This window comes from Bacillus oleivorans, from assembly GCF_900207585.1.
GTDB classification, from domain to species: Bacteria; Bacillota; Bacilli; order Bacillales; family JC228; genus Bacillus_BF; species Bacillus_BF oleivorans.
In genome coordinates this window covers 559,317-583,662 of sequence record NZ_OAOP01000002.1, presented here as the reverse complement: position 1 = coordinate 583,662, position 24,346 = coordinate 559,317, and the positions used below count along the sequence as shown (strand labels likewise).

Annotated in this window: 28 protein-coding genes and 1 pseudogene; 3 read left to right on the top strand and 26 right to left on the bottom strand. The window is 37.2% G+C overall.

What is annotated here, in order from left to right:
- Positions 1 to 203 precede the first annotated feature (203 nt).
- Together CRO56_RS06485 and CRO56_RS06480 are read left to right on the top strand one after the other, a co-directional pair.
- Positions 204 to 776 carry a DJ-1/PfpI family protein gene (locus CRO56_RS06485; protein WP_097157792.1) on the top strand — a complete coding sequence of 191 codons (573 nt, stop codon included), beginning with the start codon at positions 204 to 206 and terminating at the stop codon, positions 774 to 776.
- Positions 777 to 809: 33 nt separating this feature from the next.
- Entirely contained in the window at positions 810 to 1,235 is a 426-nt protein-coding gene (locus tag CRO56_RS06480; protein ID WP_097157791.1) for a VOC family protein, read from the top strand.
- A 93-nt stretch (positions 1,236 to 1,328) separates the two neighbouring features.
- Here CRO56_RS06480 and CRO56_RS06475 read toward each other — a convergent pair whose 3' ends face one another.
- The 22 genes and pseudogenes from CRO56_RS06475 to CRO56_RS06365 all read right to left on the bottom strand — a co-directional run bounded on the left by CRO56_RS06475 (position 1,329) and on the right by CRO56_RS06365 (position 19,290).
- On the bottom strand, positions 1,329 to 1,655 hold the full coding sequence (locus CRO56_RS06475) for an antibiotic biosynthesis monooxygenase family protein (RefSeq protein WP_097157790.1): 327 nt from the start codon (positions 1,653 to 1,655) through the stop codon (positions 1,329 to 1,331).
- A gap of 31 nt (positions 1,656 to 1,686) precedes the next feature.
- Positions 1,687 to 2,385 carry a Type 1 glutamine amidotransferase-like domain-containing protein gene (locus CRO56_RS06470; RefSeq protein WP_097157789.1) on the bottom strand — a complete coding sequence of 233 codons (699 nt, stop codon included), beginning with the start codon at positions 2,383 to 2,385 and terminating at the stop codon, positions 1,687 to 1,689.
- A 99-nt stretch (positions 2,386 to 2,484) separates the two neighbouring features.
- Positions 2,485 to 2,991, bottom strand: coding sequence for an NUDIX domain-containing protein (locus CRO56_RS06465; RefSeq protein WP_097157788.1), 507 nt, complete (start codon positions 2,989 to 2,991; stop codon positions 2,485 to 2,487).
- Positions 2,992 to 3,109: 118 nt separating this feature from the next.
- The gene (gene putP, locus CRO56_RS06460; RefSeq protein ID WP_097157787.1) at positions 3,110 to 4,615 is read right to left on the bottom strand and encodes a sodium/proline symporter PutP; all 1,506 of its coding nucleotides are present in this window, start codon (positions 4,613 to 4,615) and stop codon (positions 3,110 to 3,112) included.
- Positions 4,616 to 4,851: 236 nt separating this feature from the next.
- Complete coding sequence (locus tag CRO56_RS06455; protein ID WP_097157965.1) at positions 4,852 to 5,826, bottom strand: proline dehydrogenase family protein; 975 nt, start codon at positions 5,824 to 5,826, stop codon at positions 4,852 to 4,854.
- Positions 5,827 to 6,021: 195 nt separating this feature from the next.
- A pseudogene (locus CRO56_RS23595) lies at positions 6,022 to 6,114 on the bottom strand (DNA mismatch repair protein MutT); the annotation flags it as partial.
- Between the two features lie 54 nt (positions 6,115 to 6,168).
- Positions 6,169 to 6,471: a MazG nucleotide pyrophosphohydrolase domain-containing protein gene (locus CRO56_RS06450; protein ID WP_097157786.1), complete on the bottom strand. Its 303-nt coding sequence runs from the start codon at positions 6,469 to 6,471 to the stop codon at positions 6,169 to 6,171.
- Positions 6,472 to 6,502: 31 nt separating this feature from the next.
- A complete protein-coding gene (locus CRO56_RS06445) occupies positions 6,503 to 7,492 on the bottom strand; it encodes an NADPH:quinone oxidoreductase family protein (protein ID WP_179714193.1) in 990 nt (329 codons plus the stop codon).
- 201 nt (positions 7,493 to 7,693) lie between these two features.
- Complete coding sequence (locus CRO56_RS06440) at positions 7,694 to 8,149, bottom strand: SRPBCC family protein (RefSeq protein WP_097157784.1); 456 nt, start codon at positions 8,147 to 8,149, stop codon at positions 7,694 to 7,696.
- 166 nt (positions 8,150 to 8,315) lie between these two features.
- Positions 8,316 to 9,692 carry an MATE family efflux transporter gene (locus CRO56_RS06435; protein WP_097157783.1) on the bottom strand — a complete coding sequence of 459 codons (1,377 nt, stop codon included), beginning with the start codon at positions 9,690 to 9,692 and terminating at the stop codon, positions 8,316 to 8,318.
- 158 nt (positions 9,693 to 9,850) lie between these two features.
- Positions 9,851 to 10,468 carry an NUDIX hydrolase gene (locus tag CRO56_RS06430; RefSeq protein ID WP_097157964.1) on the bottom strand — a complete coding sequence of 206 codons (618 nt, stop codon included), beginning with the start codon at positions 10,466 to 10,468 and terminating at the stop codon, positions 9,851 to 9,853.
- Between the two features lie 205 nt (positions 10,469 to 10,673).
- Positions 10,674 to 11,000, bottom strand: coding sequence for a zinc ribbon domain-containing protein (locus CRO56_RS06425; RefSeq protein ID WP_097157782.1), 327 nt, complete (start codon positions 10,998 to 11,000; stop codon positions 10,674 to 10,676).
- 445 nt (positions 11,001 to 11,445) lie between these two features.
- Positions 11,446 to 11,709, bottom strand: a complete 264-nt coding sequence (locus CRO56_RS06415; RefSeq protein WP_097157780.1) for a hypothetical protein — start codon at positions 11,707 to 11,709, stop codon at positions 11,446 to 11,448.
- Between the two features lie 49 nt (positions 11,710 to 11,758).
- Positions 11,759 to 12,382, bottom strand: coding sequence for a sporulation-specific diadenylate cyclase CdaS (cdaS, locus tag CRO56_RS06410; RefSeq protein ID WP_097157779.1), 624 nt, complete (start codon positions 12,380 to 12,382; stop codon positions 11,759 to 11,761).
- Between the two features lie 847 nt (positions 12,383 to 13,229).
- Positions 13,230 to 13,760: an NUDIX hydrolase gene (locus tag CRO56_RS06400; protein ID WP_101541057.1), complete on the bottom strand. Its 531-nt coding sequence runs from the start codon at positions 13,758 to 13,760 to the stop codon at positions 13,230 to 13,232.
- A 474-nt stretch (positions 13,761 to 14,234) separates the two neighbouring features.
- Positions 14,235 to 14,408 (bottom strand): hypothetical protein, encoded by a 174-nt coding sequence (locus CRO56_RS22790; protein WP_179714192.1) that lies wholly within the window; start codon positions 14,406 to 14,408, stop codon positions 14,235 to 14,237.
- A 257-nt stretch (positions 14,409 to 14,665) separates the two neighbouring features.
- Positions 14,666 to 15,640, bottom strand: a complete 975-nt coding sequence (locus tag CRO56_RS06390; protein WP_097157776.1) for a DMT family transporter — start codon at positions 15,638 to 15,640, stop codon at positions 14,666 to 14,668.
- 234 nt (positions 15,641 to 15,874) lie between these two features.
- On the bottom strand, positions 15,875 to 16,432 hold the full coding sequence (locus CRO56_RS06385; RefSeq protein WP_097157775.1) for a hypothetical protein: 558 nt from the start codon (positions 16,430 to 16,432) through the stop codon (positions 15,875 to 15,877).
- Between the two features lie 151 nt (positions 16,433 to 16,583).
- Positions 16,584 to 16,946, bottom strand: a complete 363-nt coding sequence (locus tag CRO56_RS06380) for a cupredoxin domain-containing protein (protein ID WP_097157774.1) — start codon at positions 16,944 to 16,946, stop codon at positions 16,584 to 16,586.
- A gap of 37 nt (positions 16,947 to 16,983) precedes the next feature.
- Positions 16,984 to 18,633, bottom strand: coding sequence for a b(o/a)3-type cytochrome-c oxidase subunit 1 (locus CRO56_RS06375; protein ID WP_097157773.1), 1,650 nt, complete (start codon positions 18,631 to 18,633; stop codon positions 16,984 to 16,986).
- Entirely contained in the window at positions 18,634 to 19,101 is a 468-nt protein-coding gene (locus tag CRO56_RS06370) for a cytochrome c oxidase subunit II (protein ID WP_097157772.1), read from the bottom strand. It abuts the gene before it with no gap.
- Positions 19,102 to 19,122: 21 nt separating this feature from the next.
- Positions 19,123 to 19,290 carry a cytochrome c oxidase subunit 2A gene (locus CRO56_RS06365; RefSeq protein WP_245855609.1) on the bottom strand — a complete coding sequence of 56 codons (168 nt, stop codon included), beginning with the start codon at positions 19,288 to 19,290 and terminating at the stop codon, positions 19,123 to 19,125.
- A gap of 290 nt (positions 19,291 to 19,580) precedes the next feature.
- Here CRO56_RS06365 and CRO56_RS06360 point away from each other — a divergent pair, with 290 nt between their 5' ends.
- The gene (locus CRO56_RS06360) at positions 19,581 to 19,850 is read left to right on the top strand and encodes a hypothetical protein (RefSeq protein ID WP_097157771.1); all 270 of its coding nucleotides are present in this window, start codon (positions 19,581 to 19,583) and stop codon (positions 19,848 to 19,850) included.
- 36 nt (positions 19,851 to 19,886) lie between these two features.
- Here the strand turns inward: CRO56_RS06360 and CRO56_RS06355 are convergent, their stop codons facing one another.
- From CRO56_RS06355 to CRO56_RS06340, 4 genes are all read right to left on the bottom strand, one after another.
- The gene (locus tag CRO56_RS06355; protein ID WP_097157770.1) at positions 19,887 to 20,609 is read right to left on the bottom strand and encodes a Crp/Fnr family transcriptional regulator; all 723 of its coding nucleotides are present in this window, start codon (positions 20,607 to 20,609) and stop codon (positions 19,887 to 19,889) included.
- Between the two features lie 78 nt (positions 20,610 to 20,687).
- Positions 20,688 to 21,530 (bottom strand): nuclease-related domain-containing protein, encoded by an 843-nt coding sequence (locus CRO56_RS06350; RefSeq protein WP_097157769.1) that lies wholly within the window; start codon positions 21,528 to 21,530, stop codon positions 20,688 to 20,690.
- A gap of 318 nt (positions 21,531 to 21,848) precedes the next feature.
- A complete protein-coding gene (locus CRO56_RS06345; protein ID WP_097157962.1) occupies positions 21,849 to 22,487 on the bottom strand; it encodes a DsbA family oxidoreductase in 639 nt (212 codons plus the stop codon).
- Between the two features lie 126 nt (positions 22,488 to 22,613).
- Positions 22,614 to 24,161 carry an ABC-F family ATP-binding cassette domain-containing protein gene (locus CRO56_RS06340; RefSeq protein ID WP_097157768.1) on the bottom strand — a complete coding sequence of 516 codons (1,548 nt, stop codon included), beginning with the start codon at positions 24,159 to 24,161 and terminating at the stop codon, positions 22,614 to 22,616.
- Between the last annotated feature and the right edge of the window lie 185 nt (positions 24,162 to 24,346).

The window sequence follows — 24,346 nt, the reverse complement described above, 5'->3', positions numbered from 1 at the left end:
CTAAATTTAAATTTGAAGAAGAAAAAAACTTAATACATCAAACATTGTCTATATTTTTAATAGCATATCATAGTCATATACTTAGCTTCTTGTAACAAAAAATGAAATAAATTTTCGTTGGTTTACAATTTTCGACACCCTTTTTATTTTAGATCAGTATGATGAAATTGAAAGATTCGAAAATATGTTGAGGAGGATGCTTTATGAGTAAAAAAGTATTGATTCTCGCAGGCGATGCAGTTGAGGCTTTAGAGGTGTTTTATCCGTATTACCGCTTACTTGAGGAAGGCTTTGACGTCACCATTGCGGCACCGCAGAAAAAGAAATTACAAACGGTAGTTCATGATTTCACCGGATGGGGTACATACGAGGAAAAGTTAGGGTATTTGCTTGAAGCAAATGCTGCCTTTAGTGAAGTGGATCCAACTGAATATGAAGGTCTTGTAATCCCAGGCGGTCGTGCTCCAGAGTACATCCGACTGGATAAAGATGTTCAAGCGATTGTAAAGCACTTCTTTGAAGAAAACAAACCAATCGCTGCGATTTGCCATGCATCACTCATTTTCGAAACCATTCCTGAAGTATTAAAAGGAAGAACATTAACTGCATATATCGCATGCAAACCAGGTGTAGAAATAGCAGGTGGCACATATGTGACTGAAAGCACATCTTATGTGGATGGAAATCTCGTATCTGCTCATGCATGGCCAGACCTTCCGTCATTTATGCGCGAGTTTATGCAATTAATCAAAAATGAAAGCCTTGCTAGTGTTTGAAAACTAAAAAACTATAGAAATGGATGAAGCATAATGATACTAGGAATCAATTCATATATCGTTACAAACGGTAATGGTCAGGAAGCTGTAAAATTTTATGAAAATGCGCTGGATGCACAAGTACTAAGTTTACAAACATTCGGTGATATTCCAGAAGACCCTAACTATCCAACACCAGCAGAAGCGAAAGATCGTATTTTACATGCCCATTTAAAAGTCGGAAATACAGACCTAATGCTTTCCGACACGTTTCCTGGTCAGCCCTTTATAATAGGCGATCAAGTAACAATCGCGGTTTCAGTAAGCACTCCTGAAAAATCCAAAGAAGTATTTGAGAAATTGTCTGTCGACGGTCAAATAATCATGGAACTTCAGCAAACTTTTTGGAGTCCGCTATATGGACAGGTAAAAGATAAATTTGGAGTTACCTGGCAAGTATCAACACTAACCCAAGAATAACATCAAAAAGCCTATTTTCTAGTTATTTAATGAGAAAATAGGCTTTTCCATATTTATCTGTCGGGACATATGGCAATGAAAGCGCCTCAACTTTTATATTTCAAAAAATGATTGCCTCTCCACTTTACAAACCCTTAAAGAATAACTTTGATACCACTCTGACTTTCCTCTTTCCTGGGCTAATTTATGAATCGTGTGTTCCTTCCAATTCTTGATAGCTTCTAATGACTCCCAATAGGAAACTGTAATTCCCAGATCGGGATCACGGGCACTTTCCAATCCCAGGAACCCTTTTTGCTGTGCTGCAAGTTCAACCATTTTTTCTGACATTTTCTCATACCCTTTGTCTCCTTCAGTACGTTCAGACGAAAAAATCACAGCATAATAAGGCGGTTCAGGTGTCATAGTAATTTTCCCCATACATATCCCCCATTTCTATAGCTTTTCAGTGTTAAGAAACTCCTAAATATTCAGGCTTTAGTACATCCTCCTTGACCCCATCCTGTAAGTAAACCCGATAAGCGTTTGCATGTGGTCTTGAACCAACAATCTTAAAGATTTCCTGATCATTATAATGAATGGCAACACCATCATCAGCAGCAATTCCAGATTGTATTTGTTTAGACTTAATAAAGTTTTGATAGGCTGGTCTTCTTTCCATTTCTCCGTCATAATGAGGACAGTTACTACCCTTTAAGAAGCCTAAGCAAGTAATAGGTTCCAGCTTATCACCAAACGAATCAGTTATCCCTTCTTCAAACCAGCAAAGAGAACCTGCACTTATTCCAGCTAATACAATTCCTTGATTCCATGCCTTTTTTAAGATATTATCTAAACCCCATTCCTTCCATAAAGCAAGCAAATTTTTGGTGTTACCTCCACCAATATAGATAATATCCTTCTCTAAGATAAAACTTTCTATATCTCTCGTCGGAGGTCTAAATAATGATAAGTGAAATGGCAGACACTGTTGTTTATTAAAAAAAGAATAAAACCTCGATATGTAATCTTCTGAATCCCCGCTTGCTGTCGGGAGAAAACATATTTTTGGGTTTTCCTTTTTGGATTGCTTTAAAATATATGTATCTAATAATGGGTTTTCCGGTTCCATTGAAAAACCGCCGCCGCCCAGTGCAATGATTTGTCTCACACTGATTTTCCTCCCGTAAAATCCTTTTTATCTGAAACGGAATCTAAAGACTTATATAAATTGGTTACTATACGAGAATGGTACCTCGTTATCATTATATTAAATTACCCCCTTGTCCATGTTTAGAGTTAAAGCTTCAGCTAAAATAAATTGTGAAAGTTCGTGGTCATGAATCACATATTGGACTTCACTCGTTTCTACCCATATTCTCGTAACCGATTCATGTTTCCGCAGAAAAGGGTGACACTCTGTGATATCCATTCGGTAAAACGCCTGATAGCCAATTAAAGGATATTTTCCATTAGGATCAAATGCAGGGTTTTCCTCGTGACTTACTTCAATAGCACCAATATATTGGATAGACCCTATAACATATCCTTCTTCATATGCTTCACGAAGTACGGCTTTTTCTAATTCCTCTCCAGGTTCCACATGTCCGCCAGGATAATTAAATCCTCTATTTTTTATGTGAACTAACATAACATAACCATCAAGCATACAAACTGCATGGACACTTGTTACTTTTGTTAATTCCGTTATTTTCATTTGAGGAATCCAAGTTAGCTTTACAAGATGTTCTCCCCATTTAGCAAAAATACTTGCCATACTAAGCCCTCCTGTAGCTGTACTAACCATATTCAATTTAACTGCTTAATTTACGTTCTTTGGTACCTTCAAAATTACAAAAACAGCCCCAGCTTAGACTGGGGCCAATATAATATTCTTATTTTTCTAGACTAACAGATTCTTTTTCCTGTTGTAAAAGCTCCATGGTTTCATCAAATTCTTTTTCGATTTCTTCATTTCGTTTATAGGTTGACTTACTTACAACAACAGTTACTAGAAGACTTAAAATAAATCCAGGGACAATTTCATATAAAGATTTTGTAAGTACTTCTATATTACCCCAGATCATGACAGTAACGGCTCCAGACACCATTCCTGCCAATGCCCCAGAAGCCGTAATTTTTCTCCAATACAATGAAAGAAGAATGACCGGTCCAAATGATGCTCCAAATCCTGCCCAAGCAAACGATACGAGATCTAATATCGTTTCATTTTGGGTCCACGCAAACACCATTGCTATAAGGGATACCACTAAAACGGAAAGTCTCCCGAGAAATACATATCTCGCATCTGATGCATCTGACTTAAATACGGCTTTATACAAATCTTCTATTAATGCAGAAGACGTTACAATTAGCTGAGAAGAAATCGTACTCATAATGGCAGCAAGAACAGCTGCCAGCATAATTCCTGCTATAAATGGATGGAAAATAATCTGTCCTAATTCAATAAATACAGCTTCTTCATCTAGAAGGGCTGCACCTGGGTTTTGCTGAAAATAGGCAATCCCTACTAACGCAGTTGCAATAGCTCCAGCTAAGCTTAAGATCATCCATCCTATCCCTATTCTTCTAGCTTGTTTTGTTTCTTTGACCGATTTGATTGCCATAAATCGGACAATAATGTGAGGCTGCCCAAAATATCCGAGCCCCCATGCAGCTGAAGAAATAACACCTGCTACTGTTGCACCCGAAACCAGACTTAAAAGGTTTGGATCAACTTCTCTGATAGTTTGAGCTGTTTCCGAGAACCCTCCTGTTAAAAAGACACCCACTAATGGCACTAAAATCAGTGCTAAAAACATAATTAGCCCTTGAACAAAATCAGTGTAACTAACGGCAAGGAATCCGCCAAAAAGTGTATAAGCGATTACCACAGCTGACACGATAATCAGACCAGTATGGTAGTCAAAGCCGAAGGAACTCTCAAAAAATACACCTCCAGCAACCATGCCGGATGAAACATAAAATGTAAAGAAGATTAAAATAATAGCTCCGGAAGCTATACGCAAAATTTTGGAATTATCTTTTAATCGACTGTCGAGGTAACTAGGGATTGTAATCGAGTTATTAGATATTTGTGTATACAACCGCAGGCGCGGTGCAACGAATAACCAGTTTAAATATGCCCCAATTGTAAGACCAATGGCAATCCATGCTTCTACAAGGCCAGATAAATAAATGGCACCTGGCAGCCCCATCAGTAACCAACCTGACATGTCCGCAGCACCTGCACTAAGTGCCGTTACCGCAGGACCTAAAGATCGTCCTCCAAGCATATAATCGGTTAGATTGGTTGTACGACGATAAGCATACCACCCAATAACGAGCATAGCGGCCATATAGATTACAATGGCAATTGCTGTGTAAACATTACTTGTCATCTTTTTTCCCCCAATACGTGTTTAGTTTTAGATTCTAGTAACGATTCCCAGCCCTTGCCTGCTAAAAAGCAGAAAGAACTATTCCATTATAACAAAATTCTGAAATAATAGGAAATTCCTATTCTTTAATCTTAACAACCTTCCAATCTTTGGCTCGATAAAAATTAAGAGGCATCCTATTGGGCTGCCTCTTAAATAGTTATTAATTTTATACAATGTGCTTTCGAACACTAAATTTACTTATTTCTTCTTTTAGACAATCGTCCTAATAGAAAGGCACCTGCTGCAATACCAAGTACGGTATTTGTCTTTTTATTAAATACTTGCTTAGTAACCAGATTAATGTTTTGCGGTCTTTCTGCAAGACGGCGCATAAAATACCCGTACCAGTCACTGCCAAAAGGCACGTAAGTACAGAAATGATAACCTTCCCGAGCTAACTGTAACTGGAGGTCTTTCCGGAAACCATACAGCATTTGAAACTCAAATTTGTCATTAGGAATGTTGTGCTTTCTGACAAATTCTTTAACATGATTAATAATATTATGGTCGTGGGTTGCGATGGAAGTGAACTTTCCATTTAACAGATGATATTCAATCAATTTAATGAAGTTGGTATCAATATCCTTTTTGTCTTGATACGCTACCTCTTCCGGCTCTTTATAAGCACCTTTCACAATCCGGAGACGATAATTTTTATATTTTTCAATATTTTCTTCTGATTGATAGAAATAAGCCTGTATAACAGTTCCAACATTATCATAATCCTTAGAAAGCTCATCTAATAGATCGAATGAAGGTTGGAGACGGGCATGGTCTTCCATATCAATGTTGATAAAAATATCATATTTATACGCCTTACTTACAATTTCCTGAAGGTTACTTAAACAAAAACTGAAGTCTATGTCCAACCCTAATTGGGAAGGCTTTAGGGAAATATGTGCATCTAGCTCGTTTGTATGAATAGCTTCAATGACTTCTAGAATTTGTTCCTTTGCTTCTAGTGCTTCTTCCTCTTTGTAGACGAACTCCCCTAGATTATCAATGGTACAGGAAATTCCTTGTGAGTTAAGCTCTTTAATGCTTTTTATGGCCTCTTCTATATTTGTGCCAGCGACAACACTCTGTGCTCCCAATTTTAAACCGTATTTCTTAGCTGCACTGTTCATCAATTCGTTTTTTGATAAGCCAATAAATAGATTTTTTAGCATAGACATAAGCATTACTCCTAAGAAGTTATTATTTTTAATTGTAGTTTATCATAATTTTCAAAGAATGGACTAGAATTAAATCGTTATGTAAATTTGGAAACTATTACTTCTATTGTAAAATTAAATACCCACACCAGTTATCAAGGTGTGGGTATTTAAACCCATAATCTCTTTTTTCATAACTATTTCCTTCCCTATTCTACTAATCAAGTGATAAGGATTAACTTCCCACACCTCGTAGGGAATACTAGCTTCGGCTCTCATAGCATCTAACATCCTCGATCGCAGCAGGCGATGATATGTTTAGGCACCTCTTTCTTCATACCAATCCCACCTCATTAACTAAACCCACTGCCTATGTTTATTAATTTCCCGCTTTTTCCGAAAGGCATCTTCTAAATCAATATCGAGCTTGTTCGCTAACTCTATCACATTCCAAACAACATCATAAAGTTCCAAACCAAGCTTCTCTTTGAGCTTGTTCATTTTTTCTGTATCCGATTCATATATAATATGCAATACTTCTTTCGCTACTTCTCCAACCTCTGTTACTAAAAAAATCGTTCGTTCTTCAATCGTTGTGTTTGAAAATCCTTTTTCTTCACTAAACTTTTTAACATCTTGCTGTAACTCTGCTATTCTCATAAATATCCTCCCGCGTGTCTTAGATATAACTTTATAATTTTACAAGAATTCTTCCTCTTACTTGCCCTTTTAATAGCATTGGAAAAACCTCTGGAAGTTGTTCTAATATCACTTCTTGATGGATAAAATCTTCTAAATTCGCAGGTTTAAAATCAGTTGCTAATCGATGCCATGTTTTTAAACGAGTCTTCATTGGGCAATAAGCAGAATCGATTCCAAGCAGGTTGACACCTCTTAAAATGAATGGAAAAACCGAAGTAGGAACTTGTTTTCCACCCGCTAAACCACTAACTGCTACTGACCCTCCCCGCTGTATTTGGCTTAATATAGATGCCAAAGTTTCCCCGCCAACCGGGTCTACGGCAGCTGCCCACTTTTGTTTCCCCAAAGGCTTAATTTCACCCTTGTAAACTTCATCTCGAGAAACAATGCTAACGGCTCCGAGTTTTTTCAGGTATTCGTGTTCCGATTCTTTTCCTGTACTAGCTTCTACGTCGTACCCTAACACAGAAAGGATCGAGACAGCAAAACTCCCAACTCCGCCTGTAGCACCTGTCACTAGGACTTTTCCGTTATCAGGTGTTACATTGTTATCCTCAAGGCGAAGTACTGATAAAGCAGCTGTGAAACCAGCTGTTCCGATAATCATTGATTCTTTTAAGGTTAGACCTTTCGGTAAAGGAACAACCCAGTCAGCTGGAATCCGGGCATACTCACTGTATCCGCCGAAATGGGTTGTCCCAATTTCATAACTGGTTGCAATCACTTCATCCCCTTCTTGAAATCGCGGGTCCGATGATGAAACAACGACTCCCGCCATATCAATCCCAGGTACAAAAGGATAAAATCTGACAATATTTCCATTCGGTATGGCAGCAAGACTATCTTTATAGTTTACTCCTGAATAGGCAACACGAATGAGAACTTCTCCTTCTGGTAAGTCATCAAGTTTTAACTGTTTAACCCCAGCTGTAACCTGATCCTCCTTCTTATTAACCATAAGCGCTTTGAATAGTTGCATTATGATCCTCCTTCCATTTCGATGATAATTTTTATAAGTTTTGGGAAAAATTAAGTCAATGAAAATCTAAGGAGCAACAGTCAATGAATGCGACTCAAGCTGAAAAAATCCAGGAATTAAAGGATATTCAATTAGATCTATTTGAGACATGGCTCGAATATTGGAATCAATTTCCTGACATAAATACTTGGCATCAATGAACTATTCTTGCTGTTCAGCTAATTTTTTTAGTTCATTAGCTCGATTTGCAATAAATGTCTCCATATATTTTTTTAACAACAAAAGATCTGCCAGCCTTCCAATCATTCCAAATGGAGATTTATAATCAAAGGTATCAATCATCAAGGTGCCATCACCTTGTTCTACAAACTCATGAGTATGAGTAAAGGAATGAAAAGCTCCCTTTTCCATGATATCAATAAACTTATAGGGCTTATCCATTTCCGTGACCTTTGCCGTTAATCTTTGTTTAATCCCAAAATGAACTGCTTCCCACGTTACCATATCTCCTGCCTCTAACAAGCCCTTTGTCACTCCACCGATTGCTCTCTCTTTAGTATTTGAGGTTGTTTTCGTATGTACTTCAACGTTCCTGGCAAGATCAAAACAGATATGTATAGGTGCATTTATATATGTTTGATGTCTGATCACAGGCATTAAAACGCCCCCCCTTGTTTTATCTCTGCACTAATACATCAGGTGTACATACTACTTTTTTCTATACATATACCGACAAATCCTTTATTTTCTATTGATCTTGCCTGACATTAAAAACAAAAAACCTAGTTCAGATTTAACTAAACCAGGTCTATGCATTCTATATTTATTCGTGTAATCCCAAAACAGAGATTTGGGGATTATACTTTTTCTTTTGAATATAGAGTAATCTTGCCGATAAACTTATACCTGCTGCCAGGAGCCCCACGGTTAATCCGATCCAGTATCCGGTTGCTCCCACGTCTGTAAAATTCGCTAAACCATATCCTACTGGCAAACAGATGAGCCAGTAAGCTACAAGAGTCATGATAAAAGAGACATTGACGTCTTTGTACCCTCTTAAGGCGGCCTGTGCAGTAACTTGCAGAGCATCTGAGATCTGGAAGAACAGCGCATAGATTAGAAAATGTGCAGTGAGGGAAATAACAGCCCCTTCGTTCGAATAAAACCCTGCTACTTCATGACGGAACAGTACCACACATAATCCCGTGACAAGTGCAATGAACATTGACAAATAGATTCCTAACCAGCTGTAAATCTTTGCGTCCTTATAGCGTCTTGCTCCAACCTCATATCCTACCACAACTGTTAGAGCCATCGAGATACTGGTTGGAATCATATAAAGAAAAGAAACGATATTCAAAGCTGACTGATAAGCGGCAATGGTTGTAACACTGTATTGACTAAGGAGAATCGTCACAACTGCAAACATACTCGTCTCGAAAAAAGTAGATAATCCCATTGGAACACCAATTTTTAAGATTTCCTTACATTTAGCAATTGAAAAATGAAGTGACAGTGAAAAAATATGAAAAGCAGCGAATGGCTCGTTCGTTTTAATTATTAAAATTGTGACCGCCAGAACCATCCAATACGTAACAGCTGTTGCATATCCCCCGCCGGCTCCGCCTAATTCAGGAAATCCAAAATTCCCGAAAATAAGTACGTAATTTAAAAACAAGTTCATTGGTAATGCAGATAGCAAAATGACCATTACCACCCGGGTCTTTCCTAATGCATATATAAATGATCTCAATACATTATAGATAAATAACGGAATAATCCCAAAACTAAGACCGATGAGATAATCATAAGCTGGTTCTCGCACTGCATCTTCAAGATTCATTAGATCTAAAATAGGATTTAAGAGAAGCATCCCAAGAATAATGACCAATACTCCAATAAGAATGGCTAAAAGGATCCCATTCTTTACAATAGCAGTAACATCTTCACTCTTTTTTTCACCAAACCGTTGAGCTGCAATCGGTGAAACCGCGAGGAGGATGGCACTTAATCCTGTAAAAATGGGGTTCCATATCGATGAGCCAATAGCCACTCCGGCCAAATCGGAGGCATTATACTTTCCCGACATAATCGTATTGAAGAGAACCATTGAAAACATGCCAAGCTGAGTAATTAAAATAGGTACAAGTAAAATAAAAATTAACTTCGTTTTCTGCCGTAAAGTAAATGTTTGTTTCATAGAAGCCAATTCTCCTTACATAAAAAAGGACGCCCTTTCAAAAGGACGCTTCATTTTCAATATTTATTATTAATCCTATAACTGAACTTGTGTACCGCTATTTAAAACTCTTATTATCATACAGCAAAGAATATTAAAAGAGAACACAAATTTTAAATTTAGTCAAAATATACTGGAGTTTGAGGATTTTTCAGATGATAAAAAGCCAGTTCAATTTGTTCTTTCGTAATCCGATGTATAGATAACGGAGGCAGCTGATTCTCAGAAAAAAATCGAACGTCACTTGTCTCAATGCTATCTTTAGCTTTTCCGCCCAGTAATTCACATTGAAACATCATTTTGTATACGTGAAATGGGGATGGCGGATGAGGATGACATTTCTTATCAAAAACTGCAATAAGTTTTACTGGTTTTACATCAAATCCGGTTTCCTCTTTGACTTCTTTAACCGCTATTTCAGCAGGTGTATATCCAATGTCTGCCCAACCGCCCGGCAAAGACCACTTCCCATCAGATTTTTCTTGAACCATTAAGATTTGATCTGAGTAAAAGACAGCAGCTCTCACATCAACTTTAGGAGTGGGATACCCCGTATCATTAGCAAATAAATCTTTTATCTTCTTTATTTCCATGTCCGTATGGTGTGCCATTATATCTAAACTGATTATTCTAATCATTTTAAACCGTTCGATATCAAAAACATCTTTCGAATATGCTAATCCTGCTTGTGCAATTGCTTGAAGCTGCTTTGCCCATTTGAGCCATTGTTCTTCCATAAAAGCACCTCCTTTTTCTATATGAGTGTACATGATATTTCCACCTATTTCATATCTGTAAGACATTCTATGAAGATAATAACTCCATGATGTGGACAGTTCATTTTTTTCCGAAAACACATGTCATTTTTTAGCTAGCCCATTTACATAGTCTTTCATTTGTTCATAAAAAAATGTTGCTCACTGGGTACAGATTCAGAGCGCCTTATAAAGGGGTACCGCAAACAGAACAGTACTTTGCATTTTTTTCGATGCAATCGCCGCAGTTCGAACAAAATTTTTCACGGTCTTCATAAAATCCTTCTCCCATTGTTTTCATTTGTTCACGTAATATTTCTTCATTTTGTTTAAGGTATTTCTGCTGTAAAGACGGCATACTCATAACCGCACCAATGAAGATTAACGGCATCGATACAAAGCCCACTAAAAAATATTTAGGCTCTTCCAATAAATCTGCCGAAACGAAGTCAAACAGAAAAACAGCAAATCCTGCTAAACCGATTAACAAAATAAGAGGTCCTATTTTTTTCATTTTTTTCTCTCCCTAATTTAATATTTCTATCTTAATTAGGATATAAATGTATGATGGAGTTAAAATTTAGTAGGTTATCAATATGAAAATCCCTGCAGGCCAACTGTTGGGGAATGAAATGAGTAAAAGTTTCACAGTCCATTTACTCTTTAGCCTTCTATCTGTATTTATTCAGAATAAAAATTGGCTCTTACTCGATTCCCGTATAAAGGGGCCGGTTAATAAACCAAAACCGCAAGAAATAGAAGAACTCGAATCTCCCCCCCTTAATTAGACGGTTGTTTATACTAAAAAGTTCCTGATAAGGATGATTTTATTTAATAAATTGCAGCCATGATTTGCAAGACGTTTGCAATCATTGAAAAATTAAAAAAGCGACCCTTAATTTAAAGAATCGCATAAGTAAATTCATATTCACTTTGTTTCCATTGGCTTTTAAAAAAACTTAATGATAAAGTGACTGTACTTTTTCTAAATCACTTAAAAACAACCGGATTTCCTCTTGGCTCAATCTTAGCGGAATTTGGTCATTTAGAATGATAACTTGCCCGTCCAAATCATGCTGATGTTTTATTAAGTAGTGATATAGTCTTTGCAATTGCTGTTCTTTAATCGTGGATTCAATTGTCAAATGTTTGACTTCTTGTAAGGAAAACTCGTTCATCTGCTCATCAAATTCTCCAGATATAATGTTCCCCTTGAGAATCATATGGATCACTCCTAGGTTATAAAAAACTTTTATTGATTCTTTTAATTACTTATACTGAAGAACTGGCCGTTACGATACGGTATAGGTTTCCTTCCATTGCAAAGGAAACTCTCCCTGTTTCTTCTGAAACCACGAGAGCCAGCGCATCACTTTTTTCACTAATCCCAATGGCTGCTCGGTGACGGGTTCCAAGCTTTTTTCCAACAAATACTTTTTCTGATAAGGGAAGAACATTGGCTGCCGAAACAATTTCGTTGCCGCGGACCAAAACGGCTCCGTCATGAAGCGGATTTCCCGGATAAAAGATAGACTCTATCAAGGAAGAAGTGAGGGTAGCCCCAACTGGAGTCCCTTGACGAATGAATGAATCTAATCGCATTTCTCGTTCTATGACAATTAAACCGCCATGCTTTTGATGAGAAAGATTTTGAACACATGTTGATAAGTCCAAATATTTGTCTGTAAATGGGGATAAATAGCAATTTAAATAAAAGGAGGCTGCCACTGTTTCAATCTGTTCAAAACGTTCCTTCAGCTCTTCCAATTTTCCTAAAACACAGTCATTATCATTTTGCAGAGTTTTTAATCCCTCATCAATTTCGGAAGAGACAGTTTGCAAACCTTCGATAATTTCCTCTTTTAAGGAAGTAAAATCACAATTTGGCTGATACATATTGATCCCCCCTTTTATTTAACGTTGAGGTGTTTGAAAATGGGTATTTGGATACGAAATCGAATTAATAAAAAAACAGTAGAGAGGAAAGAGAGAACTAAAGTAATAAGCGGTTTTATAGATATTAAATAACTGAATGGGTACATGAATGTATACACAAACATGGACCAGCGTAAATTCCAGCCATATTTAAAAACAATATTTCCTCTTTGGAGGGCAACCCATTCAATAATTAAAGACATACCAATCCACTTAATGATATAAAAGATTCGTTTAAATAAAGTTTTGGGAAACTTTGATAAAAACAAAAGGATAAAAAGTGGTGTGATGAGAAAAATTTGTATTCGTCTTAGTGCTTTTTTCGTTAATATTGGAGCACGGAAATCCCACAGCAACCGGTCTTTACAAAGATAAAAATACATGCCATTGAAAAAAATAACATACAAAATACTTCCAGAATATCTAGGAATTGATCTCCACGTTTGATTTTTTAAATTTAAATATAAAAGCCAAATTATCAAGATAATATGCATTCTATATCATTTCTTTCGTTCCTTATTTGCTGGACTTATTCTAATTTATGGCTAAATTATCTTGTTTAGCTGCCATTGGCGGTTGCTATAACCACCCTTCATCGTTTTTGCAAAGGTAAGCTAAATAGCTGCTATCTTTCCTGCCTCTCGTATGTATAAGTTTCGATAGTAGGTTTCCCTCTTCTGACTCATATTATTTAGGGAAAGTAGTCGGAAACGTTTTTATCCAATAAAAAAAGCCCTAAAGGGCCTTCCACATTCTGCGAATTTACATCATAATCGTGAAATTATCCAGTATGTAAAAATGCTCAATACTAAAGAAGATCTCGAAATAAATCAGGATTATCTTCCAATAATTTGGCCAAAAACTTAAGGTGTGGAAAAGGTTCTAAGACTAGGCCTTTATTTATTGATCTTTTTAAAATTGCAACACCATTTTGTTTAATATAATCGTTTAATGTGATTTTCTCCTTACAGAGCAAACAAATTTCCTCTGGTTTTAATAATAAAAGGCCACACGTTTCAGAAGATGGACTTGATTCATTTTTTGAATGCGCTAGATACATGACGGATAAAGAAAGGTCCAGGTTTTCTTTTAAAAGTAAGGGTGATGTTTTCTCTTCAAGAGTAACAGGAATGGCTCTATGATCCCACGATGCTTTGTAAAACGTAATAGGAGAATGAATAGGAGTTTTATTCATAGCAGCTTCCTCGTATACTTCACGGATGGCGGTTTCTAACGGTGTTTCGTTAGGATCTTTATGACCTCCAAGGAGAACAACGCCTAATTTGTTGCCTTCTTGAGCAGGTCCGACCTGAAAGGGAAATAGTCCCTTATATAACATAGGCACCTGCTGTTTTGGTTTGCTTGTTTAAATCGAGTTTGCTCATTCCTTTCTGATAGATTATGGATTGAATGTATATGATTCAGGTGATAGTTTATAAAAGTAGTTCCTTATATTTTCCGGCAATTCTTCAACTGCCATAATTCTTAATTTTTTCGTACCTGGTGTAGTCATTAATAAAAATGTTTTATTATCATATTCAAACATGGTAAATTAAGTAATTCTCCGTGGCGGAGAGTCTAACTAGCAATAAAGTCATAATCTCCTTGTTTAAAATTCGATTCAAATCCTTCCAGCATAAGTCTTTGTACATCTTCGAAATCATCCGAAAACCTAACGGATTGATATAATTCCAGTGAATTTTTGGGGTTAAAAATATAATAGGAACTCGTACCTATCAAAACAAAAGCCATTAAACAAAACATGATTATTGCTTTAATCTTCTTTTTCTCTGACAATGTAAAAAACACCCCTTCACCGGTTATTGTTTTTATTTAACTTGGCTATCATCACAAGCAATAGCGCAATAATCACCGTACTATTTATTTGTTGGGCTATAAACGGCGATGATTCAAAGAAATATGTAATAACGGTAAAATAAGCAATTGCAGCTAGAAGAACGTATGCCAGCGATCGGTCATCATTCATACGGGACTCTCCTTTACGTGTTTTATTTCTAATAAACTATTATGGAAATAATTAACTTAACATTATTTTATAATATGTTCACAAACAATGGAACTGTTCAATGAAACACTGCTACTGTATGCAAAGAGTTCATTCATTTCTATTTGGGAGTAAATTTCTTGTTAATGAGACTAAAACTCTAGTTACAAAAATATTAAAGGCTTTAAAAAATAATAGCGATACTGACCCATGCAGTATCGCCAAAAATGTGATGATCTTTATACACTAATTGTTGTCTGTTCCTTGGTGTCCTGTTTTTGGTTAGACACATAACTATGGAGAATGATTCCGATAATTACGGTAAAGATTCCAAACCAAGAAAGGGCTGTTGGTAAAGCAATGGATAAAACAATGATTTCACCTATTAAAGCAAACAGGACTTCCATCGATTGTGTAGCTTCAACAGCAGCTAATTTTTGCATGTTGCCTCGCACTAGATCAGTAGCTTTAAAAAACAAAACCGTAGCAATTACACCTGAACAAATGGCTACTAATAAGGATTGGAGACTCTGTCCTGTACTTGGCGGTCCTACTGTAAATAGTCCATACAACGATAAGACACCCCAAAGAGGGAGACTTGCTAATGTCATACCAAGCACACGTTGATACGCATCCAGCCGTCCCTCACATACCTCCATCATTTTTCGGTTTCCTAAAGGATAAGCAAAGGAAGCTACTAGAACAGGGATAAAGCCAAATAAAAATGAGCTCATTGTTAGTTTTTCAGCATGTTCAAATTGCATGAGAAAGATTCCTGCCAGAACAATGAGTGACATCATAAGACCTTTATAAGGGATTTTCCCTCTTATATGAATGGGGGGTCCGTGATTCGTTTGGATTGTTTCATAGAACAACGGTGTTAATATAATCCCTGAAACAATTGTGATTTGCCATGTCCCTGCAATGAGCCATCCAGGTGAATAAGCAGCGGCGAAGCATAAAGGCGCATAAAATAAGCCGAATCCGACAAAGCTCCAGATCATCCAATTCCCTGTATTTTTCTTCATTTCATCAAGTAACGGCCGTAAATTTCCCCTGGCTATTACAATCAAAAGGAGAAACGGAATCATAAAAATATATCGTAATGAAGCACTCCAAATCCAGCTTCCACCAGACACTTCCATAGATGCATTTAATACAAATGTGAAGGCAAAAAAGAAGGCAGAAATAATCCCTAAAATAAGCGGACGCAAATGATGTCACCTCTATCTTAAGAAAGATTAACATTTATTACTCTATTTTAACTTCATCTTTATTTATCAGTTTGCTTGGAAGCTAAGTAATGATTACAAACATATAGTATTCCTTCTGAGTAAACCATTGTTCCGCCTCAGGCATGAAAGGAGACGGATATTGTTCAATTAGTTATTCCGCTTCTAACTTATCAAACTTCTGAAAAGTCTGTAAAACTTCCTCTCCTACAAACTTTACTTTGAGTGATACCAAAAGTTCACCTTTTCCGGGTTAAATTGAGTTTCTTGGATAAACCCTTTTTCTTCCTCACTAAATCTGAAAGTTTGAAGTGTAAATTCAGCAGTTCCGGTTTTTAATAAGATAATCATTGGCGTTTCGTTCGATTCAATCAGCCAAAATGAAAGGGACCCAAGTTGAACCCAACCATCATAAAGAGGATATGTTTCGTTTCCGTCTTTTACAACGAAAAGCCAATTATGCCCGTCATCCCATGCGAATTCTCCATCTTCGTCTTTATGAGCATTAACGTACAGTTCAATTTGCTCATCTTCACCATCTTGATCGATGTCAAACCCAGTTTGTTCATAAAGTGAAGCTGGGTAAGATTCGATTTTTTTAGCTTTTATCATAGTTTGATCATTATTATTTGCCGTCTCAACATCTTCGGAATGGTTTTCCTCTCCTCGATGCTCGATTTCCTCTACTTCTGTCCCATCATCCGCCTCTAGCTGGCACGCTGCCAAAAATACGAGCATCATAACCCCCATTACAACCGAAAGAACCTGCCTCACCATAATTCCCCTTTCACTCCATATTTTAGCTGTCCCCATCATACCACATTAACGATTCAACAAAAACCGGGACGTGACATGCATTACCCGATGAGTGAAATAACTCCATTGAAACAAGAAAAAACGGGGCGTGCTGTCACGCCCCGAAAAATTATTGTACGATTAGTTTTGCGACCATTTCTGTGTGGCCTTCACCGCAGATAACGCTGCATCGAATTGTATATTCACCCGCTTTTAGGTTGGCTGTTTTTGAGCCGTCGCCTTCAATGCTGATATCAGTTCCTTCAATTACAATACCGTGGAATCCATCTGCATTTTTAAGATTAACCGTTACGTCTCCAGCTGGAACGGTATACTCAGCTTTATCAAATTCCCAGTTAGATGCTTCGATTGTGACGGCATTGCCGTTATCACTGCTTCCATCTGAACCTCCGCTAGCCTCTCCCCTTCCTCCACATGCAGTCGCTAATAGCATAACCATAAGAATCATAATCGCAAGAATCGTTTTTTTCATTTTCTTTTCCTCCAAAATTTATTATTTTTTTCAAACATTACCAAAGCTTAAATCCAGGAGATCCTGGCGGAGCATGCTGAATCATATCAATCACTGGCACTGTATAAGCAAAGAGGATCAATGCTACGGTAATGCCAATCCAAATCTTCCAGTTTTCTAGAATTTTTGGTGTTGCTTCGGATGCATCAGCTACCTCACCAACAGGGAATGCCTCAACACCTTTTGGAGCGAAAAATACAAGTTTAATAAAGATATAGATCAGTAAAAGAATCGCGATGAATAAAATTGTTCCGCCAATTGCCATAGCTACTTGATAAGGAATCCATCCTAATACATCTGGATGGTCATTATAAGTTGTATAGGCTGTTCGTCTAGGTGCTCCAAGTAATCCAACCGTATGCATGGATCCTGACATAAAGAACATTCCGACTGCCCACAGAATAGTTTGGGTAATTCCCAGCCTGTTCAATATTGGTGTTAATGTTCGGCCAGTTAAATGTGGTACGAGCCAGTAAGCTATTCCAAAAAAGGTCAGCGCTACAGATGTTGCCACTGTTAAATGAAAATGCCCTGTTACCCATAGGGTATTATGAACCACTTGGTTTAATTGGTTACTAGCATTGATAATTCCCCCTGCTCCTGCCGGAATAAAAACGAGCATTCCAACCATTGGCGCAAAAAATCGGACGTCTTTCCAAGGAAGTTTTTTAAACCAGTCAAATAATCCTTTCGCCCCTTTTTCACGACCAGCTAACTCAAACGTTGCAAAAAGAGAGAAAGCTGTCATCAAAGATGGAATGATAACCATAAACGTTAATACTACCTGTAAAAATTTCCAGCCTGATGAAACGCCTGGTTCTAACAGTTGGTGATGGAATCCAACTGGAATGGAAAAGAGTAAGAATAAGATAAATGCTAAACGTGCTAAAGAATCGCTGAATACCTTACCGCCGATGATCTTCGGTATAATCGCATACCAGCACATATAAGCTGGAAGCAGCCAGAAGTATACAAGCGGGTGTCCGAAATACCAGAATAAGGTCCTGCTTAATAGAATATTGATTGTATCCACCCATCCGAAAGACCACGGAATAAATTGAACTAAAACTGCTGCAGCCACTCCTAAAGTAGAGATTAACCAGAGCAACATCGTTACGACTGCCATAAATGCTAATAAAGGAGAAAGTTTCCCTCTATTTGTTTTTTTCCAAAGATAGTATTGTCTGAAAATGCCTACCCCGCTAATCCAGCTCCCCACGACGAGTAAAGTTAATCCTACATAGAACCACGGAGAAGCCTGCAGTGGCGCATAGAACGTATACAATACCGTTGCTTTGTTTAGCAAAATCATGATAACCGTTAAAATTGTTCCAACTGTCATCAAAATAAATCCAATCCAGCCACATTGTCTGGCCGCCAGAATCATAGAGCCGGTTGTTCGGCTCATGACTGCATAAAGAAAACCAATGATAAAAAAGGTTGTAAAAACAAGTCCAAGTAAAACACCATGGGCTGTAAGTAATTGATAGTACCCAATCCCTGCAGGTAACGTGACTCCCCCGCTTCTCACTAAGGTCTGCAGTAAACCAGTAACTGCACCTAAGAATAAAGCGGTAAAGGATACCCATAAATGAGCCATACTTAATTTTCCGTCTAGCCTGTTCACAACTGAAGCTGACGTTTCCATTTACATCACCTCAATGGTCGTGCTCATCGCCTGATGCCCGACACCACAGTATTCATTGCAAAGAACTAAAAAGCTTCCAGTTTCCTTAAATGTATGAGTGATTCGATTAATATGTCCTGGTGTAACCATCATATTGACATTGGTTCCTGCAATCTGAAATCCATGAACCACGTCTTTACTGGTAACGATAAAATGTACGGTAGCTCCCTTTGGAATTTCAATATTGCCAGGAGAAAAGGCAAACGCCTGTGCCACCATCACCAATTCATATTCATTATCGCCAACCTGCTTTAAACCCTGCTCGTTAAATGGTGCAGTTTGGTCGACCTTGTTTGGATCTATGGTTTCATGATGACTTGGCGGTGTCATTCCCATTGCAAAAGCATTAATGCCGACCACCAACAAGAAAATAATAAGTGTTCCCCCTCCGAGCAGGAGCCAAATTTTTTCATATTTATATAAATGCATCTCTTCACCCCCAACCTTTCCTTACAAACGGTTAATAAAAAGCGAGAAAACTCCTGCCCAAGATAGAACGATGAATCCTCCCACAAGCAGAACTGAAATAAAAGTTCCCTTTAGATTTTTTTCTTTTTCAATTTCCGGATTTGTTTCAAACTTAGAAGGTGTTTTCACCTGTTTAATACTTGTACCCACTTCACCTTCCTCCTTTCGGTTTTCGCCTACATGTTCATTCTAAAATGTGAGGAAGATCACATCTGTGATAAATGTCACACTTTCATAGGAGTCTGTGTCAGATTGATGAACTTCGTTAATGGGGTTATCAGTGGACTTACAGGTTTACCCAGTTGGAAAAATGGGCTAAGATTTCAGAGGAGATGAAACGTATTCGATCAAATGGAGTCTATTATTGTAAAGGGGGCAAGCGAAGGATGTATGAGATTATTTTAAAAAAATGATAGCAGCTGCGTTAGGAGGATATTTATTTGATTGATGATAAAAAAGGTCTATACACCATATTATTTTTTGGTGTAACTGGACCTGTTTTTGTATTATTAGGAGCCATGAAATTTTTTAATTTTAATGATTGGGAAGGCGTCAGTTTCACTTCGATTGGGTTCTTATTTACTATGTTCTATATGAATTATCTAGAATCAAAAGCAGGAATCAGTAATACATTAATTTGGATAAGATCTATTTTATCGATTGTACTCTTTTATTTCATAGCTTACTTCTTCTTTATTTTAAAACAATAAAAAAAGACCCTAGTAAGGCCTTTTTTAAATTAACATTTATAACCGGCAAATATGTTTCGGGCATCCTTCACAATGGCAAATCTGCCGTAAATATTCGATGTCAAGTATTACAAGCTTGCCATTTTTGTATTGAACTACGTCTTCTTTTTTCAGCTGACTAAGCATACGGTTTACGGTTTCTCGGGTTGAACCAATCATGCTGGCCAGTTCGTTATTTGTAAATTTTTCTGGTATATAGGTGGCGTCTCCCACTTCTTGTCCAAACGTATTGGCAATCCGAATTAAAGTCGAAGCTAACGCACCCAATTTTCCAAAAAACATTAAATCCCGCAGTTTTAACTGAGTAAACCGATTCATGTGGCTAACCCAATTAATGAAATCGATCCCTAAATCACTGTTTTGCCAAATCGCTAATTCAACATCCTCTTTGTTAAGGACTCCGATTTTACAATCACATGTAGCGATCGCACTAAATGTTTGGTGTAAAGATGGCATATCTCCGAAATCACCGAATAAATCCCCTGCCTGAAAATAATAAAGGGTTAAATCTTTCCCATCATCGGTCACTTTCGATAATTTCACAGAACCCTCTTTTATATAATAAAGAGAATCCGCACAATCTCCTTCATTGAAAAGACATGAATCCTTGGCGATCTCTTCATCGATCATTAAATCCTTTAAACGATTCATGTTATCCTTAGAAAATAAAAATGAATTGTGAAATGAATCCTGATTATTGATACAGCGGTTCTCCAGCATGTGAACCCCTCCATCTCTCTACTTATAATCTTATTATAGAGGAATTACTGAAGAGGAATTTGGAGTAGATTTGACAATTTATAGAATAATATTTCCATCAATTTTTATATTTTTTTGATGATCAAAGCAATAGATGTTTCCTGCAAATTTTTTATTAGAAATACAAAAAGTTGCCACCTTCTCTGTTACAGGTTTATCACAAATCAAACATTTATACTTCCCTATAGTCGTTTCAACCTTTTGTTTATTCCTTTGAATATTTTGGACATGGGATTCGCGGATTTTTGGGTCTTTAACATTAGCTTGTTGGAGTGTTTGATAGATATCATTAATTTCTATTGAATTAAAAAATGGTTCTTTATGTTGAATTTTAATAATCGCGATTTTTCGTTTGATAAACTCAGAAAATTCAATGTCATACACTACTAACTCGTTGGATTTAATCTCTCTTAATTCCATGTCAATCTTAAAAGTACATCTTTTCGTAAAAGAAACAATGGAAATAAAATATTCATGGAATTTGGAATCTATGTATCTTTTAATAGCTTCGATATGACCAAAATTCTGAATAAGAGGGCTTGGCATTTTGAACTTCCCGTTAACTAACCATGTCTTTCGGTCTTTTCCTCCGTAGATGGTCCCCTGATAGTTTTTAGTTTCTATCACAAATATTCCATAAGGAGTAAATATCACATGATCAATTTGAGAGTATCCTGTCCTCGATTTAGGGTTTGGTAAAAAGAGATCATTGATATAGAGGAAATCTTTAGGCAATTGAGCAAGTTGAAGGTCTATTTTATGCTCTCCTAAAGCCCCTTTTCTTTCTGATAACATATGATTGTTAAATTTAGTCTTTTGATGTTGTAAAACTTTAGGTTTTTCTTCCCTTTTTGATTTTAAAAATTTCAAAAATAAAAACATACTATTCTCCTTTTAAGTCCGATAAATGTCTTTTGTGTTATATCGGTTCTTATGGAGGATTGTTCACTAGTTATGGAATGAAGAAGAGTTAAAGTAGAAAAAATAGGGGTACTTATTTAATTTTTTTGGTTGTGCTAGTTAAGTGGCCTATCCCTTTTTACTAGAATATTCAAAATCCATTTGCTTGCTTTTAGGCAGGTTTTTGTGCAATACGAGCGTTTATGTACGGTAATCATTAGCATCACACTATTTCACCGTGAATCATTCCCGTTAGACAAGAAAATTCAGGGCGTGCCTGTCACGCCCTGAATTACCGAATTATTGTTCTTCTTGCCATACTTTTTCTAAGGTTTGCGTGAATACTTCTAGTGGTTGTGCTCCAGAGATCCCATATTTTCGGTTAATAACGAAAAATGGGACTCCTGTTACTCCTAGCTGTTGTGCTTCTATTTCATTGGAATGAACCTCATTTGTAAATTCATCGCTTTCTAACACAGCTTTTACATCTTCTAGTTTTAATCCGACTTCAGCAGCAAGCTGAAGTAATGTATTGTGATCACTAAGGTGTTTTCCTTCAGTAAAGTAAGCTTTGAACAATCGTTCTACCATCTCTTTTTCTTTGCCTTGGGTTTTAGCATATTGTGCTAAACGGTGTGCCGTAAATGTATTGGTTGGAACTGCCTGATCCAAATTGTAGGTTAAACCAACCGTATTCGCCATTTCAGATACATTATTATTCATTGCTTTCGCTTGTTCAACGGATGTGCCATATTTTTTGGCAAGCATTTCATGTAAACTGTCATCCGAATTCTTTGGCGCATTTGGGTCTAATTCAAAACTGCGAAATTCCACTTCAACCTGATCACGCTCAGGAAATTGTTCAAGTGCTTCTTCTAATCTGCGTTTACCGATATAACAAAAAGGACAAGCAAAATCAGACCAAACTTCTATTTTCATTTCATTCAAAGCTCCTTTATACATAATTTCTTCACATCTTATCAATGTCGCTTACTTAAAGTAAAGAAATTCGACTTAGAAAAAAAGGCTCAGGTTAAAGTCCATATACTTACCTGAGCTTTCCTTCTATAATCTCCAGTGCTCCATATTCCACACTTGAGTAACCCAGCTTTTATAAAACTCCGGTTCATGGGAAACGACCACAACGGTACCTTCATATTTTTTAAGTGCTTCCGATAATGATTCTTTCGCTTGAACATCTAAATGGTTCGTTGGTTCGTCTAAGATCAGCCAGTTACTTTTCTCTAAAATAAGCTCGCCGATTCTGACCCTTGTTTGTTCCCCGCCGCTTAAAGACTTCATCGGCTGGAAGATGTGTTCAGTTCGCAAGCCGGCTCTTGCTAAGGCTTGACGAACTTCTTTCTGTGTCATGGATTGGTGTAAAGACCAAATATAATCCATCGGCGTTTGTTCCGAGGTGATACTCCACTCTTGCGCAAAATAGGCCGGCTTAACATATTGTCCGAACTTAATTTTGCCCCCTAGCGGTTCGAGCTCTCCCATTAAAGTCTTTAATGTAGTCGACTTCCCAATCCCATTGTGTCCAGTAATCGCTACCTTTTCTCCTCTTTTTAAGGTAAATGAAAACGGAGGAAAGAGAGATTCCTCATACCCGACCTCAAGCTGATTTACTTCTACAATTAAGCTGGCGGGGCGATTAGATACCTGAAAAGAAAATCTCGGCTTTGGCAGTGAAACCGGTTTTTCAATCCGTTCGATTTTCGCCAATTTCTTTTCACGTGCTTTTTCTTGCTTAGACGTAGAAGATCTTACCTTATTTTTACTTATATAGGTTTCAAGCTTCTCTATTTCAGCCTGCTGACGATTGTAAGCAATGTGAATTTGTTGCTTTCTAAATTCATAGGTTTCTACAAATTTTTGATAGTTCCCGATATAGCGCGTTAAATTTTTGTGCTCGAGATGATAAATCACATTTACAACCTCATTCATAAAGGCAGTGTCATGTGAAATCAGAATGAAAGAGTTTGGATAGTTTTTTAAATAGTCCTTTAACCATTCAATATGATCAAAGTCCAGATAGTTGGTTGGTTCATCTAAAAGTAAAACATCCGGCTCTTCTAATAAAAGTTTAGCTAAGAGCAGCTTGGTTCGTTGTCCCCCGCTTAACTGTCCAACATCTGTCTCTAATCCAAGAGCACTAATTCCTAACCCATTGGAGATTTCTTCAATTTTGGGATCCACTTGGTAAAAATCTTGTTGCTCCAATAACTCTTGCAGTTTAGCAAACCGATTGAGCGCCTTTTCAAGTTCTTCCGTACCGCATGCTCCCATCTGGTCAGAAAGCTTTAGCATTTCCTGTTCAGCTTCAAATAAAGAACGAAATGCGCTTCGAAGATAGTCCCGGATACTTTGGCCGGATGTTAAATCAACCTGCTGCTCTAAATAACCAGCTTGAATGTTAGGCTGCCAGTCGACTGTGCCATGATCAGGTAAAATATGCCCCGTTAATATTTTCAATAACGTGGATTTCCCGGCACCATTCGGTCCCACTAAACCAACCCGCTCTTTATTTAATAAGCGAAAATCTATATCTTTAAAAACTAATTTGTCCCCAAAATAATGGGTTACCTTTTCAACATTTACAATACTCATTAACATCGTCACTCCTTCACATTGGTATAATTACCAACCGTAAAACAAGGAGGACAGACCTTAGCCCTGTTTAATTTTTATCAAAAGAATCCTGATTTAAGAATGGGTCCATACACATAATTCTAAATTAAAAATAAAATAGGTAGGGCAAACACACCCTACCTAGTTCATGCCTGGAGAAGAGT

Coding starts and splice junctions, on each gene's coding strand:
- CRO56_RS06485 (WP_097157792.1), top strand. CDS start 204: ATGAGTAAAAAAGTATTGATTCTCGCAGGCGATGCAGTTGAGGCTTTA.
- CRO56_RS06480 (WP_097157791.1), top strand. CDS start 810: ATGATACTAGGAATCAATTCATATATCGTTACAAACGGTAATGGTCAG.
- CRO56_RS06475 (WP_097157790.1), bottom strand. CDS start 1,655: ATGGGGAAAATTACTATGACACCTGAACCGCCTTATTATGCTGTGATT.
- CRO56_RS06465 (WP_097157788.1), bottom strand. CDS start 2,991: ATGGCAAGTATTTTTGCTAAATGGGGAGAACATCTTGTAAAGCTAACT.
- putP (WP_097157787.1), bottom strand. CDS start 4,615: ATGACAAGTAATGTTTACACAGCAATTGCCATTGTAATCTATATGGCC.
- CRO56_RS06455 (WP_097157965.1), bottom strand. CDS start 5,826: ATGCTAAAAAATCTATTTATTGGCTTATCAAAAAACGAATTGATGAAC.
- CRO56_RS06450 (WP_097157786.1), bottom strand. CDS start 6,471: ATGAGAATAGCAGAGTTACAGCAAGATGTTAAAAAGTTTAGTGAAGAA.
- CRO56_RS06445 (WP_179714193.1), bottom strand. CDS start 7,492: ATGCAACTATTCAAAGCGCTTATGGTTAATAAGAAGGAGGATCAGGTT.
- CRO56_RS06440 (WP_097157784.1), bottom strand. CDS start 8,149: ATGCCTGTGATCAGACATCAAACATATATAAATGCACCTATACATATC.
- CRO56_RS06435 (WP_097157783.1), bottom strand. CDS start 9,692: ATGAAACAAACATTTACTTTACGGCAGAAAACGAAGTTAATTTTTATT.
- CRO56_RS06430 (WP_097157964.1), bottom strand. CDS start 10,468: ATGGAAGAACAATGGCTCAAATGGGCAAAGCAGCTTCAAGCAATTGCA.
- CRO56_RS06425 (WP_097157782.1), bottom strand. CDS start 11,000: ATGAAAAAAATAGGACCTCTTATTTTGTTAATCGGTTTAGCAGGATTT.
- CRO56_RS06415 (WP_097157780.1), bottom strand. CDS start 11,709: ATGATTCTCAAGGGGAACATTATATCTGGAGAATTTGATGAGCAGATG.
- cdaS (WP_097157779.1), bottom strand. CDS start 12,382: ATGTATCAGCCAAATTGTGATTTTACTTCCTTAAAAGAGGAAATTATC.
- CRO56_RS06400 (WP_101541057.1), bottom strand. CDS start 13,760: ATGTTATATAAGGGACTATTTCCCTTTCAGGTCGGACCTGCTCAAGAA.
- CRO56_RS22790 (WP_179714192.1), bottom strand. CDS start 14,408: ATGAATGATGACCGATCGCTGGCATACGTTCTTCTAGCTGCAATTGCT.
- CRO56_RS06380 (WP_097157774.1), bottom strand. CDS start 16,946: ATGAAAAAAACGATTCTTGCGATTATGATTCTTATGGTTATGCTATTA.
- CRO56_RS06375 (WP_097157773.1), bottom strand. CDS start 18,633: ATGGAAACGTCAGCTTCAGTTGTGAACAGGCTAGACGGAAAATTAAGT.
- CRO56_RS06370 (WP_097157772.1), bottom strand. CDS start 19,101: ATGCATTTATATAAATATGAAAAAATTTGGCTCCTGCTCGGAGGGGGA.
- CRO56_RS06355 (WP_097157770.1), bottom strand. CDS start 20,609: ATGCTGGAGAACCGCTGTATCAATAATCAGGATTCATTTCACAATTCA.
- CRO56_RS06350 (WP_097157769.1), bottom strand. CDS start 21,530: ATGTTTTTATTTTTGAAATTTTTAAAATCAAAAAGGGAAGAAAAACCT.
- CRO56_RS06345 (WP_097157962.1), bottom strand. CDS start 22,487: ATGAAAATAGAAGTTTGGTCTGATTTTGCTTGTCCTTTTTGTTATATC.
- CRO56_RS06340 (WP_097157768.1), bottom strand. CDS start 24,161: ATGAGTATTGTAAATGTTGAAAAGGTAACCCATTATTTTGGGGACAAA.